The organism is Primorskyibacter flagellatus, assembly GCF_900176485.1.
Taxonomy (GTDB): Bacteria; Pseudomonadota; Alphaproteobacteria; order Rhodobacterales; family Rhodobacteraceae; genus Primorskyibacter; species Primorskyibacter flagellatus.
The window spans coordinates 26,669-42,941 of the sequence record NZ_FWYD01000003.1 but is presented as its reverse complement, the minus strand read 5'-3'; the positions used below and the strand labels follow the sequence as shown (position 1 = coordinate 42,941).

18 protein-coding genes and 1 pseudogene are annotated in these 16,273 nt (G+C 60.5%); 10 read left to right on the top strand and 9 right to left on the bottom strand.

From position 1 onward, the window contains the following. The first annotated feature begins 86 nt into the window (after positions 1-86). Genes B8991_RS05670 through B8991_RS05655 form a run of 4 tightly spaced genes read left to right on the top strand, consistent with a single transcriptional unit; the run spans position 87 to position 3,068 of the window. Positions 87-809 (top strand): competence/damage-inducible protein A, encoded by a 723-nt coding sequence (locus tag B8991_RS05670; protein ID WP_084352146.1) that lies wholly within the window; start codon positions 87-89, stop codon positions 807-809. Continuing rightward, positions 806-1,540 (top strand): GNAT family N-acetyltransferase, encoded by a 735-nt coding sequence (locus tag B8991_RS05665; protein WP_084351246.1) that lies wholly within the window; start codon positions 806-808, stop codon positions 1,538-1,540. The genes B8991_RS05670 and B8991_RS05665 overlap by 4 nt, the downstream gene beginning before the upstream one ends. Before the next feature lie 3 nt (positions 1,541-1,543). Beyond that, positions 1,544-2,116, top strand: a complete 573-nt coding sequence (locus tag B8991_RS05660; protein ID WP_084351244.1) for a peroxidase-related enzyme — start codon at positions 1,544-1,546, stop codon at positions 2,114-2,116. Then, entirely contained in the window at positions 2,088-3,068 is a 981-nt protein-coding gene (locus B8991_RS05655; protein ID WP_179141433.1) for an OmpA family protein, read from the top strand. The genes B8991_RS05660 and B8991_RS05655 overlap by 29 nt, the downstream gene beginning before the upstream one ends. 193 nt (positions 3,069-3,261) lie before the next feature. On the opposite strand, the gene B8991_RS05650 is transcribed toward B8991_RS05655, so the two are convergent. Next, positions 3,262-4,167 (bottom strand): LysR family transcriptional regulator, encoded by a 906-nt coding sequence (locus B8991_RS05650; RefSeq protein ID WP_084351240.1) that lies wholly within the window; start codon positions 4,165-4,167, stop codon positions 3,262-3,264. 191 nt (positions 4,168-4,358) lie between these two features. Between B8991_RS05650 and B8991_RS05645 the strand changes: the two genes are divergently transcribed. From B8991_RS05645 to B8991_RS05640, 3 genes are all read left to right on the top strand, one after another. After that, complete coding sequence (locus B8991_RS05645; RefSeq protein WP_084352144.1) at positions 4,359-6,380, top strand: NADPH-dependent 2,4-dienoyl-CoA reductase; 2,022 nt, start codon at positions 4,359-4,361, stop codon at positions 6,378-6,380. Positions 6,381-6,868: 488 nt separating this feature from the next. After that, a complete protein-coding gene (locus B8991_RS21025; RefSeq protein WP_143514499.1) occupies positions 6,869-7,132 on the top strand; it encodes a hypothetical protein in 264 nt (87 codons plus the stop codon). Between the two features lie 108 nt (positions 7,133-7,240). Continuing rightward, the gene (locus B8991_RS05640; protein ID WP_084351238.1) at positions 7,241-7,657 is read left to right on the top strand and encodes a hypothetical protein; all 417 of its coding nucleotides are present in this window, start codon (positions 7,241-7,243) and stop codon (positions 7,655-7,657) included. A 36-nt stretch (positions 7,658-7,693) separates the two neighbouring features. Here B8991_RS05640 and msrA read toward each other — a convergent pair whose 3' ends face one another. The 4 genes from msrA to fzlA form a co-directional block, all read right to left on the bottom strand. Then, positions 7,694-8,200, bottom strand: a complete 507-nt coding sequence (msrA, locus tag B8991_RS05635; RefSeq protein ID WP_084351236.1) for a peptide-methionine (S)-S-oxide reductase MsrA — start codon at positions 8,198-8,200, stop codon at positions 7,694-7,696. Further along, entirely contained in the window at positions 8,197-8,646 is a 450-nt protein-coding gene (gene msrB / locus B8991_RS05630; RefSeq protein WP_084351234.1) for a peptide-methionine (R)-S-oxide reductase MsrB, read from the bottom strand. Before msrB ends, msrA begins: the two co-directional genes overlap by 4 nt. 225 nt (positions 8,647-8,871) lie before the next feature. After that, on the bottom strand, positions 8,872-9,918 hold the full coding sequence (queG, locus tag B8991_RS05625; RefSeq protein ID WP_084351232.1) for a tRNA epoxyqueuosine(34) reductase QueG: 1,047 nt from the start codon (positions 9,916-9,918) through the stop codon (positions 8,872-8,874). A gap of 78 nt (positions 9,919-9,996) precedes the next feature. Further along, the gene (gene fzlA / locus B8991_RS05620; RefSeq protein ID WP_084351231.1) at positions 9,997-10,692 is read right to left on the bottom strand and encodes an FtsZ-binding protein FzlA; all 696 of its coding nucleotides are present in this window, start codon (positions 10,690-10,692) and stop codon (positions 9,997-9,999) included. Between the two features lie 321 nt (positions 10,693-11,013). Here fzlA and B8991_RS05615 point away from each other — a divergent pair. After that, a pseudogene (locus B8991_RS05615) lies at positions 11,014-11,171 on the top strand (transposase); the annotation flags it as partial. A gap of 10 nt (positions 11,172-11,181) precedes the next feature. On the opposite strand, the gene B8991_RS05610 reads toward B8991_RS05615, so the two are convergent. From B8991_RS05610 to B8991_RS05595, 4 genes are read right to left on the bottom strand one after another with little or no spacing between them, the layout of a single operon-like run. Continuing rightward, positions 11,182-11,985, bottom strand: coding sequence for a quinoprotein dehydrogenase-associated SoxYZ-like carrier (locus tag B8991_RS05610; RefSeq protein WP_084351230.1), 804 nt, complete (start codon positions 11,983-11,985; stop codon positions 11,182-11,184). Beyond that, the gene (locus B8991_RS05605; protein ID WP_328588470.1) at positions 11,982-12,992 is read right to left on the bottom strand and encodes a YncE family protein; all 1,011 of its coding nucleotides are present in this window, start codon (positions 12,990-12,992) and stop codon (positions 11,982-11,984) included. Before B8991_RS05605 ends, B8991_RS05610 begins: the two co-directional genes overlap by 4 nt. Continuing rightward, positions 12,904-13,449 (bottom strand): SRPBCC family protein, encoded by a 546-nt coding sequence (locus tag B8991_RS05600; protein WP_084351226.1) that lies wholly within the window; start codon positions 13,447-13,449, stop codon positions 12,904-12,906. Before B8991_RS05600 ends, B8991_RS05605 begins: the two co-directional genes overlap by 89 nt. Continuing rightward, positions 13,446-13,937 (bottom strand): DUF3280 domain-containing protein, encoded by a 492-nt coding sequence (locus B8991_RS05595; RefSeq protein WP_084351224.1) that lies wholly within the window; start codon positions 13,935-13,937, stop codon positions 13,446-13,448. The genes B8991_RS05600 and B8991_RS05595 overlap by 4 nt, the downstream gene beginning before the upstream one ends. A gap of 156 nt (positions 13,938-14,093) precedes the next feature. Between B8991_RS05595 and B8991_RS05590 the strand changes: the two genes are divergently transcribed. Together B8991_RS05590 and B8991_RS05585 are read left to right on the top strand one after the other, a co-directional pair. Then, positions 14,094-15,281, top strand: coding sequence for an ABC transporter substrate-binding protein (locus B8991_RS05590; RefSeq protein WP_235866557.1), 1,188 nt, complete (start codon positions 14,094-14,096; stop codon positions 15,279-15,281). Positions 15,282-15,294: 13 nt separating this feature from the next. Then, a complete protein-coding gene (locus B8991_RS05585; protein WP_084351220.1) occupies positions 15,295-16,269 on the top strand; it encodes a YVTN family beta-propeller repeat protein in 975 nt (324 codons plus the stop codon). The last annotated feature ends 4 nt before the right edge of the window (positions 16,270-16,273 follow it).

Here is a 16,273-nt window from a genome sequence, read left to right as displayed (position 1 = left end):
GCTTTTGACGCATTCACACTTGCGGGGTTTGAAAGCCAACTGGCGCGGCCTATACCTGCATGAACACCAGCCAAGGAGTCCTGCGCATGGCAAACCCAACCGCCGCAATGCTTGTCATCGGGGACGAGATCCTCTCGGGGCGGACCCGCGACAGCAACATGCACTATCTGGCCGGCGAACTGACCAAACACGGCATTGACTTGAAAGAGGCGCGCATGGTCTCGGACGATCACGCGGCCATCGTGGCGGCCGTCAAGCACCTGTCGGCTGCGTATGACCACATTTTCACCTCGGGCGGCATCGGCCCCACGCATGATGACATTACCGCCGATTGCATTGCCGCCGCGTTCGACCGCAGCATTGATGTCCGCGACGACGCCCGCGCCCTTCTGGCCGCGCATTACGAGCGCACCGGCTCAGAGTTGAATCAGGCGCGCCTGCGCATGGCCCGCATCCCCGACGGTGCCACGCTGATCGAAAATCCTGTCTCTGTCGCGCCCGGCTTCACGCTGGAAAACGTACATGTCATGGCAGGCGTCCCGTCGATTTTCGAGTCGATGGTGGCCAGCATACTGCCCACGCTGACCGGGGGTGCGCCGCTGCTCAGCCAGACCTTGCGGATCAATCAGGGGGAAGGCGAGATTGCCGGGCCGCTCTTTGAACTGGCGAAGGAGTATCCCGACCTGATGATCGGCTCTTATCCGTTCCAGAAGGACGGTGCTCACGGATCGAACATCGTGATCCGGGGCACGGATGGCACCCAGATCGATGCCGCCATGACGAAGCTGTCTGATCTGTTCCCCGAATGACCGACGCGGCGCAGCGGATCCATGCGGTGACAGAGGCAACCTGGCCCGCTGCGCGTCACTGGTGCCGTGGCCCCTGGACGATCCGCGATGGCGCAGGTGGCGGCAAGCGCGTCTGCGCCACCACGGCCGAGGCCGCATTCAGCGGTGCCGATTTTCAAACCGCCGAGGCCGACATGCGGGCGCTGAACCAGCCGCGCCTGTTCATGGTCCGGCAGGGTGAGACCGCGCTGGATGACGCGCTTGACGCGCGCGGCTATCGGATCATCGACCCGGTGAACCTCTATGTGGCCCCGGTCGGCCTGATTGACGACCGGCCGATCCCGCCTGTCACTACCTTCAACATCTGGGAACCCCTCGCCATCATGCGCGAGATATGGGCCGAGGGCGACGTTTTCGCCGACCGGATTGCGGTGATGCAGCGTTGCAAATGCCCAAAGACGGGCCTGTTCGGTCGCGCCAATGATCACCCCTCCGGCGTCGGCTATGTCGCGGTGCATGACGGCATGGCCATGGTCCACGCGCTGCATGTGCGTCCCGCCCAGCGCCGCCATGGCTCTGCCCGCTGGCTGATGCGCCACGCTGCACGATGGGCACGCGCGCAGCGTGCCGAGCAGATTTCGGCCCTGTGCGTACGAACCAACGATGCCGCCAACCAATTATATATTTCCATGGGCTTCGCGCTTGTGGGACAGTACCATTACCGCATTCACCCTGACGACCGGACGCCCTGACACATGACCAACCCAGACAGCCCCACTGCCCTCGACCTGCCCATGATCGACCCGCTGCCACCCGCAACGCAGAAATACTTCGACATTTGCCAGGAGAAGCTGGGGATGGTGCCGAATGTGCTGCGCGCCCACGCGTTCGACATCGACAAGCTGAACGCCTTTACCACGCATTATAACGACCTGATGCTGGCGGATAGTGGCCTGACCAAGCTGGAGCGCGAGATGATCGCCGTGGTCGTCTCCTCCATCAACCGCTGCTATTATTGCCTGACGGCGCATGGGCAAGCCGTCCGCGATCTGTCGGGCGATCCGAAGCTGGGCGAGATGCTGGTAATGAACTACCGCGTGGCCCCGCTGGATGCGCGCACCCGCGCCATGCTGGATTTTGCCGCCAAGGCAACAACCGCCAGCGCCGAGATCGAGGAGCCCGACCGGCAAACCCTGCGCGATGTCGGCTTTTCTGATCGTGACATCTGGGACATCGCCAATGTGACCGGGTTCTTCAACATGACCAACCGCGTGGCCAGCGCCACAGATATGCGACCAAATGACGACTATCACGCGCAATCGCGCTAGGCCGCTTTGGCCATTCCTGATCCTCGCAGCAGCCAGCGTGCTTGCCATGCCCGGCAAAGCCGCGATTGTCCTCGACCTGCCCACGGGCAGCCGGAACACCGCAGAAACGGTCGTCACGCTGGACAGTTACCGCCTGCCGATCGCCCCGTGGGACGGAACCACCGTGCCTGCGCAACGGCTCGAAGGACAAATCTCGCGGCAGGCATTCCGGGTAGGCGGCGTGGGCGTTACCACCTTGCAAATCCTTGCCCCGTTGCGGCAGCAAATCGCGGATCAGGGCTATGATGTGCTCTTTGAATGCGCCGCGGCCGCCTGTGGCGGGTTCGACTTCCGCTTCGGGACAGAGGTGCTGCCCGGCCCGGCCATGTATGTCGACCTTACCGATTATCGTTTTCTTGCCGCCGCCGCACCCGATCAGACCGAACATCTCAGCCTGCTGGTCAGCCGCAGCGCCGCCGCCGGTTTCGTGCAGGTCATTCGCGTCACGGCACCGGGGGCGGACGCCGCGCCGCAGATCGGCACGTCTGCCGCGCAACCGACCACGACAGGTGCAGTCACCGCGCCCCCGGACGCCCCCGGAGACATCGCGAACTCGCTGGACAGCAATGGTCACGTCATCCTGACCGATCTGATCTTTGACACCGGCGCTGCCGCGCTTGGCACTGGCAATTTCGCCTCTCTCGAAGCTCTGGCCGCATATCTTCGCGCCAATCCAGACCGCCGGATCGTGCTGGTGGGTCACACAGATGCCACCGGGTCACTGGAGATCAATGTTGCGCTGTCCCGCAGGCGGGCGGCATCGGTCAAGGACCGGCTGGTCAGCGCGTATGAGATTTCCGCAAGCAGGCTGGATGCCGCAGGCATGGGATACCTCGCGCCGATCGCCAGCAACCTGACCGATAGCGGGCGCGAAGCAAACCGCCGCGTCGAGGCCGTGCTTCTGCCGAAATAATATTACGCGCGCATCTTCAGAGACGGCCTGAAATCCGGCATTCGCGCGAGAAAGTGCCCCGGCAGAACCGGGGCACCTCAACCTTGCAAACAGGTCACTCGTCACCATTCCACTCATCACTCAATTCACTCTTCACCACTCCTGCTATTAAACATACCACTCGTTAAAACTTCGCTCCTCGCGGATGGTTTTGTCACCAATCCGTCGGACCTTTCTGTCCGAACTCATGCACGAGGAAATCCATGAAGGCGCGGACCTTGGGCTGGGTAAACCGACCCGGCGGATAGACCGCGTATATGTCCAGCGTTTCGGCGGGCAGGTCTGGGATCGCATCCTCGACCAGCCCCCGCGCCATCGCATCTGCGTAAAGGAAGGCAGGCAAATAAGCGATGCCCAGCCCGGAAATCGCTGCGTTCAGCAGTGACTGTCCGTCATTGACGCTTAACCACCCGGCGGTGCGTATCTGACGCTTTTCGCCCGAGGGTGCGGTCACCTTCCAGACATTCCCCCCGGACTGGTTCGAATAGTGCAGCAATTTGTGTTCGGTCAGATCGTCGATCTTTTGCGGCCGACCGTATTTTCGGAAATAGTCCGGACTGGCGATCATGCTTTGCGCAGTCGTCGTCAGCTTGCGGGCGCGCAGGGTGCTGTCCTCTAGGTCGCCGATCCGCACCGCCATGTCGAACCCTTCCGAGATCAGCTCTACATATCGGTTGTTCAGCACCATATTGACGGTGATGTCGGGAAATTCCGACAGGAACGCGCCCAGCACGGGCGACAGGCGATTGACCCCGAAATCCGTGGCCACACTGATCCGCAACAGACCCGAGGGTGCCGACTGCATCGACGTGACCAGGGCATCGGCCTCGCCCGCGTCATTCAGCACGCGGCGGGCGCGGTCGTAGTAGGCAAGGCCGATCTCTGTCGGGCTGACGCGCCGCGTGGTCCGGTTCAGCAAGCGCGCACCCAGCCGAGCCTCCAACGAAGACACATGTTTCGATACCGCGGATTTTGACACGCCCAGCTTGCGCGCCGCATCGGTGAACCCGCCCTGATCCACGACCGTGGCGAAAGCCTCCATTTCCGACAATCGGTCCATGCGATGTTCCCTTATGTGTTTGACAGGAACGGTCTTGCAGAACAAATCAGGCGCAAATGCGCCAATGCCATGTTGATTGCATGTATTGTTCGCGACATGGAAACGCCGAAGCCCCAGACGGTGACGCAGCGTTTGACGGTGACAACGCGGCCTCGATCGGGTGTGATGCGCCGCAACAAGGGAGCCCCACCATGACCGATTATCCGCACCTGATGTCACCGCTCGATCTTGGCTTTACCACGCTGAAGAACCGCGTGCTGATGGGGTCCATGCATACCGGGCTGGAGGAAACCAAGGACTGGAACCGGGTCGCGGAATTCTACGCCGCCCGCGCCCGTGGCGGTGTGGCGCTGATGGTCACCGGCGGCATGGCCCCCAACCCCGAAGGCGGCGTTTTCCCCGGAGCCGCCGGGCTTTACACGCCCGAGGACATCACCAACCACCGCATCGTCACCGACCGGGTCCATGATGCGGGCGGCAAGATCGCCATGCAGATCCTGCATGCGGGCCGCTATGCCTACAGCCCCGACTGCGTGGCCCCCAGCGCGGTGAAATCGCCAATCTCTCCCTTCCCGCCCAAGGAGTTGGACGAGGACGGCATCGAAAAGCAGATCGCAGACATCGTGACCTCTGCCACCCGCGCTCAGGAAGCAGGCTATGACGGGGTCGAGGTCATGGGGTCCGAGGGGTATTTCCTCAACCAGTTCCTTGTCACCCACACCAACAAGCGGACGGACCGCTGGGGCGGCTCCTACGAGAACCGCATGCGCCTGCCGGTCGAGGTTGTCCGCCGCGTGCGGCAGGCTGTCGGCCCGGATTTCATCCTGATCTACCGGCTGTCGATGATCGACCTCGTGCCCAACGGCTCCACCCATGCCGAGGTCGTGCAGCTGGCCAAGGCCATCGAGGCTGCGGGTGCCACGATCCTCAACACCGGCATAGGCTGGCACGAGGCGCGCATTCCCACCATCGCCACCTCTGTCCCCCGCGCCGCCTTTGCCTGGGTCACGAAAAAGCTGATGGGCAAGGTCGGCATTCCCGTCATCACCTCCAACCGGATCAACATGCCCGATGTGGCGGAATCCGTTCTGGCCGAGGGCTGCGCCGATATGGTCTCCATGGCGCGGCCGTTCCTCGCTGACCCGGATTTCGTGCGCAAGGCCGCCGAGGGCCGCGCCGATACAATCGCGCCCTGCATCGCCTGCAATCAGGCCTGTCTGGATCACACATTCAACGGCAAGATCTCGACCTGTCTGGTCAACCCGCGCGCCTGCTATGAAACCGAACTGACGATTACACCCACCCAACGCCCGCGCAGCGTGGCCGTCGTCGGTGCCGGCCCCGCGGGCCTGTCCGCAGCGATCACGGCAGCGACGCGCGGCCACGATGTTACCCTGATCGACCGCGCCTTGGAAATCGGCGGCCAGCTCAACATGGCCAAACAGGTGCCGGGCAAAGAGGAATTCTGGGGTCTTGTCGATTGGTATCGCACCATGCTGACAGAGGCGGGCGTCACCACCCGGCTGGAAACCGAGGCCGACACCGCCACGCTGGCCGGTTTTGACGAGATCATCATCGCCTCCGGCGTCATCCCGCGCGATCCGCAAATCCCCGGTCAGGACGGCCCCAATGTGCTGACCTATATCGACGTCCTGAACGGCGCCCCTGTCGGCAAGCGTGTCGCCGTGATCGGCGCGGGCGGCATCGGCTTTGACGTGGCCGAGTTCCTCGTGACAACGGACAGCCCCACCACAGACCTGCCCGAATGGATGCGCGAATGGGGCGTCACCGACCCTGAAAAAGCCCGTGCCGGCCTTGCCCCCGAAGGACCGCAGCCCGACCCCGCCGCGCGTCAGGTCACGCTGCTGCAGCGCAAATCCGAACGCCCGGGCAAGCGGCTGGGCAAGACCACCGGCTGGATCCACCGCGCCGGGCTGCAAATGAAATCGGTCGATATGAAGGCGGGCGTGAATTACGAGCGTATCGACGCGGACGGCCTGCACATCTCGTACGGCGAAGCGCGCGAGCGGCCCGAACTGATCGCCTGCGACACCATCGTTCTTTGCGCAGGCCAGCTATCCGACCGCAGTCTTGCCGACGCGCTGGAGGCCGAAGGCATCCCCTGCCATGTGATCGGCGGTGCCGACGTCGCCGCCGAACTCGACGCCAAACGCGCCATCAACCAAGGCACAAGGGTCGCCGCTGCGCTTTGAACCCACGACGGCGCAGGATTGGTTCAATCCAAGTTATGTGGTTTCTGGCCAAATCTGGTCTAGCGAGAGAGCGCGGAATTCCTCTACAGTTCTATCACCAACGATGGTCCGTTCGCTGTCCTTCCGGGATGAATGGGGCATCCACACGCGCGTATCGCTATCGAAAACCCTCGTGATGCCGCGCGACGCACGTTAACAGCCTGGACCACAACCGTAGTTTGCTCATTTTTTCTTACAGTTGAGCCCTCAAGTTCAGTATGATATACACTTCTATTTGCGTCACAAAAATTGTCTTTCGTCGGCTTAGGTGGGAACCCCATGACCGGTTGTGGAACAACACAAGATGTTCACGCGTTGTTAATCTGTGGTAAAGGTGTAATTTCTATTGTAGTGACTAAATGTACTTCTCGGCGCAATGGATCTTGAGTAAGTGAGAATAGAAATTTCGTCCCGTTAGATGCAAGTGTGGAAGAAAGATGGAGCGATCAATGTCTGTACTGGAAAAATATGTCGGCACGACGTCGCGAGATTGTAAGAAATTTGACCGCGTGCGTGTACCCCACACGTCAGATGACCGAGGATTTAGCAGTCAACGTTTCTTTGCGCATTGCGTGACACTAGATCCGGAGTTGGCGGAAAACAACTGGGAACGACTCAGTGTGTATACTCCTGCCGTTGAATTTCAGGAACTTCCGATACGACTGCATCGTTCGCTTGTAAAGGCGTTGCGCGCAATGCAAGTGAAAGCTTGACTTTTGACTGATAATTCTGACGACGGGGCCTCTACGTCAGGCGAGCAATCTGCCGCGAATGGAGAACTCCTTGGACCCGAGCGATCTAGTGACGGTCACGAAAGCGAGATGGGTAACTTTTATCTCGCCCAAATCAGCAACTACACGGATCGCCCTGATCTTCTGATCGCCGAAATCGAGAAGCACGATCCCGGTTTCGTCAAGCGCATGAACGAGGCGAGCGAGCATGACGCAACAGAAATGCGTGCTGAGAGGTTTAAGTTCGGCAAAGTCCAAGCTTATTCTTCAATGTTTCTTTCCACGGGCGCGGCGATCGCGATTCTTTGCGTTCTCACACTGGCGGTAGCCCTTGGACACATCGGTTTCGGCACCATCATTGCGCTGGGGATATTCTACGCAATAACCCAAGGCGGAAGTTCAGGCTTTGCAAAGCTGATAACAAGCATTTCTCGAGCGGTAGAGCGACTACGTTTTGGGACGAACGACAGTTCCAGTCAAACGACTAAAGATCACGCAGAGCACTGAGACGTCGCCCTCCCGCACCTAAGGCTGAAACTCTCCCTACTCCGCCGCGGATCGTTTCGGCAGCACCCAGTCGGGGCGGGGGAAGTGGCAGGTATAGCCGTTGGGGATGCGTTCCAGATAGTCCTGATGCTCTGGCTCGGCTTCCCAGAAGTCGCCGACCGGCTCCACTTCGGTCACCACGCGGCCCGGCCACAGGCCCGACGCCTCGACATCGGCGATGGTACGCAGCGCCTCGGCGCGCTGGTCTTCGGAGCAATAGTAGATCGCCGAGCGGTAGCTTAGCCCCCTGTCATTGCCCTGTTGATTCAGCGTGGTCGGGTCGTGGATCTGGAAAAACACCTCCAGCAATTGCCGGTAGCTGGTTTTCGCCGGATCGAACGTGATCTCGATCCCTTCGGCATGGGTGCCGTGGTTGCGATAGGTCGCATTGGGCACATCCCCACCGGTATAGCCGACGCGGGTGGACACCACCCCCGGCAGCTTGCGGATCAGATCCTGCATGCCCCAGAAGCAGCCCCCCGCCAGTACAGCGCGTTCAGTCATGCCACATCCTCCACCTGATCCAGATATTCGCCGTAGCCTTCGGCCTCCATGTCGTTGCGGTGGACAAAGCGCAGCGAGGCCGAGTTGATGCAATAGCGCAGCCCGCCTCGGTCTTGCGGCCCGTCCGGAAACACATGTCCCAGATGGCTGTCGCCATGGGCCGAGCGGACCTCGGTCCGGACCATCCCCGTCGAGACATCCCGAAACTCACCGATATGCGCAGGTTCGATCGGCTTGGTGAAGCTGGGCCAGCCGCAGCCGCTTTCATACTTGTCGGAACTGGCAAACAGCGGCTCTCCGCTGACGATATCGACATATATCCCCGGTTCCTTGTTGGACAGATAGGCCCCGGTGCCGGGCCGTTCCGTGCCATCCTGCTGGGTCACGCGGTACTGCTCGGGGTCGAGCGTTGCGATCACGTCGGGGTTCTTTTCATACTTCGCCATGATTTTCCTCCTAGCCTGTCCATTGTGGATTGCTCCTCACAGGTAAATGGGGCATCCGCGGAAAATTCAAACTCTGCTGCAACCTCGATCACGAAATCGCGTGGCAGGTTGATTATCAGCCGTTTACGCCCATACTTGTTGTAACAGATTTTCCCTCTGTTACCCAAGACACGACCTTGTGGGCGTCGGCCGGATCACTCCGGTCGGCGCTTTCAAGCCAGCGTCCTAATCCAGTCTTGAGACAGCCCAACGCGCCGCATCGGCAACCGTGGCATCCGCGTCGTCGCAAAGCCCCTGCGCCACGCCGCGCAATTCCGCATCGCCGGAATTGCCAATCGCATAAAGCACATTGCGTACGAACCGCCCGCGCCCGATACGCTTGACCGGGCTGCCGCTGAACAGCGCGCGGAATGCCGCATCATCCAGCGCCGCCAACTCTGCCAGCCTTGGTGCCAGAAGCTCTGCCCGTGGGTGATATTTCACTTCTGCGGCGGTCTGCGCGAACTTGTTCCACGGACAGACCGCCAGACAATCGTCACAGCCATAGATCCGGTTGCCCAGAAGCGGGCGCAACGCCTCATCCACCGGGCCGTGATGTTCGATTGTCAGGTAGGAAATGCAGCGCCGCGCATCCAGCCGGTAGGACGCGGGAAAGGCATTGGTGGGGCAGACATCCAGACAGGCCCGGCAGGATCCGCAGTGATCACGCTCTGCCGCGTCGGCAGGCAGATTCAGCGTCGTGAAGATCGACCCCAGAAAGAACCAGCTTCCCAAGTCGCGGCTGACCAGATTGGTGTGCTTGCCCTGCCAGCCCAGCCCCGCCGCCGCGCCCAACGGCTTTTCCGGCACCGGCGCGGTATCGACAAAGACCTTGATTTCCGGTGCCTCTGAAGACGACTTTGCCGCCGCGTCAATCAGCCAGCGCCCGACCCGCTTGAGCCGCTTCTTGACCACATCGTGGTAGTCACGATTCTGCGCATAGACCGAAATCGCCGCGCGGTCGCGCTGGTCCAGCACCTCAAGCGGATCATGCGAGGGGCCGTAATTTTCCGCCAGCATGATGACCGACCGCGCCTCGGGCCACAAAGCCGCCGGATCGCCCCGCCAATGCGACCGCTCGGCCAGCCAGCCCATCTGGCCATGCGCGCCCGATTCCAGAAACGCGGCCAGACGCCCGGCCACCTGCGGCACATCCCACGGCCTGCAAATCCGGCAGGCGTCAAACCCGTCGGCCAGTGCCTGCGCGATCAGCCTGTCCTTGAGATCCTGCATCGCAACGCGGCCCCCTTATGGGTGTTTCGGGCTGTCTGAACGGCCAAGCCAAGGACGCGCCCGGCCCCCAACAGACCTTTAGAAATCAAGGTTGGAATAATGCGCAGGCGGTGGGAAACCCGACACCTGATCGGCCAGAATGGAGCGGAAGGCCGGGCGCGACTTGATCTTCGCATACCAGTCCTTGACCACGTCCGACCGGTTCCAATCCACATCCGAGATATAATCCAGCGACGACAAATGCGCGGCGGCGGCAAAATCGGCCAGCGTCATCGTCTCACCGGCCAGCCAGCGTCGGTGTTCCAGCAGCCAGGCCAGATAATCCAGATGGTACTTGATCGCCTTGGCCCCGTCCTTGACGTTACGGCTGTCTGGAAAGCCCAGCTTCATCACCTTCTTGTTCACCCGCTCATACAGCAACTTCGAGGTGACCTCGTTGTGGAACTTGTCGTCGAACCAATTGACCAGACGGCGCACCTCATAGCGATTCTCGGCAGAGCGCGGCATCAGCGGCGGTTCGGGGCTGACCTCTTCGATATATTCGCAAATGGCAGAGCTTTCCGCCATCATCCGCCCGTCGAATTTCAGCACCGGCACCTTGGCAGCCGGGTTACGGCGCAGGAAATCGGGGGCTTTTTCCCAGTAGCGTTCTTCGACCAGTTCAACCTCGATCTTCTTTTCGGCGAGGCTCAGCCGCACTTTTCTGCAAAATGGCGACAGCGGAACATGATAAAGGCGAGCGGTCACGTTGGGACAATCCTGTTGAGGGTGCATAGCCCCTGTTTGCCGCGAAGCGCGCCGCGTTTCAACTGGATAAGCCGCACGCGGGCACTTCCTTGCCGGGCCGCGTGGCGCTCCATTGACCCGAACGAAGCATATCTGCCCCGAACGCCCCTTCCCCGCGATCGGCGCCAAGCTCGGCAGAGACGCAAAACTTGACCTTCTCGCGCCTCCCTTAACTTAAAACCTCGTGATGAGCGTTCAACAAAGGGTCCTTTGTGAACGCCATAGAAGTTATGATACTCGCTTAGGGTCAGGACCTATTGGTTTCCGTCGTGCGGCATGATTCACCGGTCGAAAGCGGCACAAGACGCCGTCAAACACGACAAACGCAGGTACAAGAAGGCAACCGCATCGAGATCATGTTCGGTAGGTTCAAGGACGCGCGACGGGTGGCGACACGCTACGATAGATGCTCAAAGGTATTCCTCTCGGCCATCCCTCTTACCGCAACAGTCATCTATTGGCTATGAGACTAGCCCCCTAGGATCCACTGCCGGACAGATCTTTATGTGCGCTGGTGACCGTGGCCTTGGTGTCTGTCATCGTCACGTCCACTGATCGGGTGTTGCTGGGCACCGACAGGCCGACCCGTGGGTTCTCTGAAAGTGAGATCGACCCGGTCATGTTCACATAGTCCGCGCCATCCAGCGCGATTGCCACATTCTCGACATAGCGCATCGGGATATAAAGCAGCGAAATCTGATCCATCTGCATGCCCGAATGCGAGGGGTGCGAGATATCCACATCCAGCTTGCTGAGCTGTGTCGTCCGGCCAAGATCGAAGGTGCTGGCCCTCATTTGCGTGACCTCCAGCCCCATTTCGCCCAGCGCTGCCAAGGCAAGGTCGGGATCGGTGCCGGGAGGGGCCGCGCAGGCACCTGAACCAGAGGTCTTGATGAACCCGTCCTTGACCCAAAGCTGTCCATCGGTCGTCTCGACAATGACATGCAGCGGCGTGGGTCCGTTGACGCGCATCGTCAGGTCAAAGAAAAAGCTGGGTTGCGGCACAGCCAAATCGAACACGGCCGAGACCGGCATGGGGTTTTCGTCCAGGACCAGCGTGACCTTGCCCAGAAGCATCTTCTGCGGCGCGTGGACCATTGCCGCAATTTGTGTGCGGGCGTCGTCCGGCGTGCGGTAGGGCGCATCGATGGAGATCATCTGATTGCCTTCGTTCAGTATCCGGCCCTCGTAAAGTTGGTGCTTCACGGCCTCCCAGCCTTCGCCCGCAAGAACGGGCAGCGCGGCGCAGATCAGGGCAACACTCAATACAAAACGTTTCATTCTTCTCCTCCCAGAAGAAACACACCAAAGGCGCGGGGGCCGTCGCAGGTGTGCAATACCTGTAGCACGGAAAGCGTTTGTGCGTCGATCAACGTGGCGGTGTTATCGAACCAGTTCGCCACCACGATCCGCGTCCCGTCCGCCGTGGCATCAATCCCTTCGGGATATTCGCCAACCTCGATACGGGTCTCTTCCTGCAAGCTTTGCATGTCGATCACGCTGACCGTGTTTTCGTATTGGTTTGTGACAAAGGCGCGTCCGGCGGCAAAGGCCACACCATAAGGCCGTTCCCCCACCGGCACCGTGGCCAGAATGAACCCGGTGGCAGGATCAAGAATGCTGAGGTCATTCGACCCGACATTGCCGACAAACAACCGCCCATCCGGTGCAAAGCGTAGCCCGAAGGGCCGTGTGCCGACCTTGATCCGTTGCAGAAGCGTCAACGTCTCTGCATCGAAGACCGAAACCTGATCCGCATCGCGTTCGGCCGAGGCCAGAAAGCGCCCGTCCTCAGACAGGCTCAGGCCCGCCGGGGCCGCGCCGGTTGTCAGTTCTGCTATGGGGGCAAGTCTGTCGTCCGACAGCACCCAGATGCGCGCATTGTACCAGTCGGACACAAATACCCGGCCGCGCGCCATATCATGCGCGATCCCGATAGGGCCGCCATCCAACGCAGCTTCGGCCTGAACGGTGCCTGCCCTGTCGTATCGACGGACCGTTTTGCTGTCGGGCGATACGGTAAACACTCTACCGTCCTTTGAAACGGCAACGCCTGCGGGCTTGCCGGGGACCGACCAGCGCGCGGTCTCGGCACCGCTTGTCAGATCGAACACGCTGAGCGCATCGCCATTCTGGCAGGTTACAAAAGCGGTGTCCGCCGCCGCAGGCAGGCCCGCGACGACGAGCGCCGCGAATGCCTTAGCTACCCGGCGCGCCAAACCGCTCGACCAGCGCATCCAGCCCAGCCTGATAGACGCCGGAAACCGCCGCAATCGCGGCTTCGTCATTCAGGTTTTCGGGCGGATCGTTGTTGGGATAACCGCGATAGAAGGCACCGCGCCATTCAACCTCCGACCCGCCGCCATCCAGCGGTTTCACGGTCAGGTGCGACGAATAATTGGTGACCGGAAGAACCTCTACCGCGACATCCGTGATCCGGTAGGAATAGCTCATCTTCTCGTCGCTGTATTTATACAGGATCTCCGAAATGGTCGGCCCGCCTTCTTCGCCCAGCGTCAGAACGCGGGTGGCATCAATCTGGTTGTCGCCTTCGCCCGTGGTCGAAAACACGGCCGGGTGCCAGCTCATGTCCTGAAAGTTGCCAATGGCCTGCCATACTTCTGCCGGATCGGCGGCAACTTCGGTGGTCAGTGTCACTTTTTGACGGGTTGGCCCATGGGCCGCAGCCAGCCCCGGTAGCATCAGCGCCACCGCAGTCATCGCCATGAATTCGCGTCGTTTCATTTTTCCTCCGAGTTGAAAAAAGCCGTCTTGAGGATGTACCGCATCCCCCGCAGCCAGGATTCGTCCGTGTTGGAACGGATGTCGACAACCCGCCCCTTGACCGTCTGGCCCGTTTTCGGATCGCGCAGTTGCAGGTTCATCGTAAGGATCAGGTTGGAGATTTTCTGAACCTCGCCCACCAACGCAAAATCAGCGCCCAGCTTTATCGCCATCCGCGCATCGCAACCGTAACATTTGGCCGGGTTCACAATGCGGTCCAGCTCTTCCTGCACGGGGGCAAGATCAAGAAACCGGTAGCCTTCTTCGGTAAAGCGCTCTGTGATCAGCGTCTCGACCTTGTTCAGACGGACCAGCTCTGCGGGGTCTTGGCCCTGCGCCTCTGTCTGCAAGGAATTGTCCAGCAGCGTGATGCCAAAAAACGCCACGCTATCCTCCGCGAAAGCGGGGAAACCGAAGGCGATCAATAACAATGCAAATGTGCGGCGCATGTGGCCTTTCTTAGAAAATAAGAGTCGCCGAACATGGTGCAGTCGTTACCGTCTTCACTGCAACCTGACAAAAGGTATCGGTTGCAGTTCGCGTCTGTTTTGCTTGGATTAACGGCAAGAAACCCGACAATTCAGAACGGGCGCAGGGAGGTTATCGTGAGACAGATCATCGCTCCGCTTTTGGCGGTGTTGCTGTATGTCGGACTGGCTGGTCACGCGTCGGCATTGGACGTGAAAGCGGCCGTTCTGCGCATAGATTATCCACGTTTGCTGCCTATTTCGCGCTATGACCTGCGGCCAGAGGATCTGGGCTTCGCCGGGGCGATGCTGGCAGATGAGGACAACGGCACAACCGGCACTTTTCTTGGTCATACCTACGAGACGGAGCAGATCGCCGTCCCACCGGAAGAGGCCGACGCGGCGCTGGAGCAAATCCTTGCAGACGGCATTCGCCTCATCGTCGTAATGGCCGAGGGCCGTGATCTGCTGCGCCTGACCGACCGCGCCGCGCAGGATGACGCGCTGGTTCTGAATGCGACTGCCCCCGAGGCATCGCTGCGGTCCGAAGAGTGCCGGGCGTCGCTTTTGCATATCGCGCCGTCCAACTTGATGCTGGCCGATGCAATCGCGCAATTTTCGGTTTGGAAAAAGTGGGACGAATGGTTTCTGGTCTCCGGCTCCAACTACGCTGACACCTCCTTGGCGGATGCCTACCGGCGCGCGGCGCGCAAATTCGGGTTGAACATCGTCGAAGAACGGGTTTTTGCCGATACTGGCGGCTCGCGGCGTACTGACAGTGGCCATGTGCTTGTTCAGCGCCAACTGCCGACCTTCACGCAGGGTGCCAAGCGGCATGACGTGTTGATTGCCGCCGATGGCACGGATTATTTTGCACGGTATCTGCCGTATCATCTGTCTTCGCCGCGCCCGGTCATGGGGTCCGCCGGATTGCGCCCGGTGACCTTTCATGCCGCGCATGAGGCATGGGGCACGACCCAATATCAAACCCGTTTCGAGGCGCTGTCCGGCCGCTATGCCCATGCCGAGGACTACAACGTCTGGCTGGCCCTGCGCGTCATCGGCGAGGCTGTGACGCGCGCCAGCACCGTGGATGCGCAAGCGATCCGGGACTACGCCCTGTCCGACGCGTTCGAACTGGCGGCCTTCAAGGGGCAAAAGGTGACGTTCCGCGACTGGAATGGCCAGATGCGCCAGCCGATCCTTCTTTACGACGGCATGATCACCGTCAGCGTCAGCCCGCAGGAAGGGTTCCTGCATCAGGTTTCACCGCTGGATACGCTGGGCCTTGATCGTCCCGAAACCGAGTGCACTTCGTTCAACTGACCAGGAGTTCCGCATGAAAACCTTGATCGCGACCTCACTGCTTGCCCTTTTGGCAGCGTCTCCGTCACTGGCGAACAAGGCGTTTGTGTCGAACGAGCGCGGCAACACCATCACCGTCGTCGATACGGATACATGGGAAGTCATTCAGGAATTTGACGGCGGCAACCGGCCCCGCGGCATCACGCTTAGCCCGGATGGCAGGAAGCTGTATGTCTGTGCGTCAGATGATAACCTCGTGCGGGTGTTCGACACCGAAACCTACAGAGAACTGGAAAGCCTGCCCTCTGGTCCGGACCCGGAACTGTTCGTCATCGATCCGACCGGGCGGCATCTCTATATCGCCAACGAAGATGACAACCTTGTTACCGTGACCGATACCGAAACGCGCACAGTCCTGGCCGAAGTACCTGTGGGCGTGGAGCCCGAAGGCATGGCGATCAGTCCCGATGCAAAATGGGTCGTGAACACGTCAGAGACGACGAATATGGCGCATTTCATCTCGACCGAGGATTACAAGATCCGGCATAATGTGCTGGTCGACCAACGCCCGCGCTATGCCCAATACACCGATGATGGCACAAGGCTGTTCGTTTCGGCAGAGATCGGCGGTACGGTTTCCGTAATGGATATTGCACCGGACGGCACCCCGACACTGGTCGATAAGATCAGCTTTGAGGTGCCGGGGGTGCTGCCTGAATGGCTTCAACCCGTGGGGATCAAGGTCACCAGCGATGGCAGTCGGATCTTCGTGGCACTCGGGCCGGCCAACCGTGTGGCCGTGATCGACGGCGAAACGCTGGAGGTTCTGGACTACATCATCGTTGGCCAGCGGGTCTGGCAACTGGCCTTCACCCCGGACCAGGCTTACCTGCTGACAACAAACGGCAATTCCAATGACATTACCATCATCGACGTCGCTGCCGAAAAGGCGATCAAGTCGGTGCAGGTTGGCCAGCAGCCCTGGGGCGTGGTCGTGACCCCTAACTGAAGGA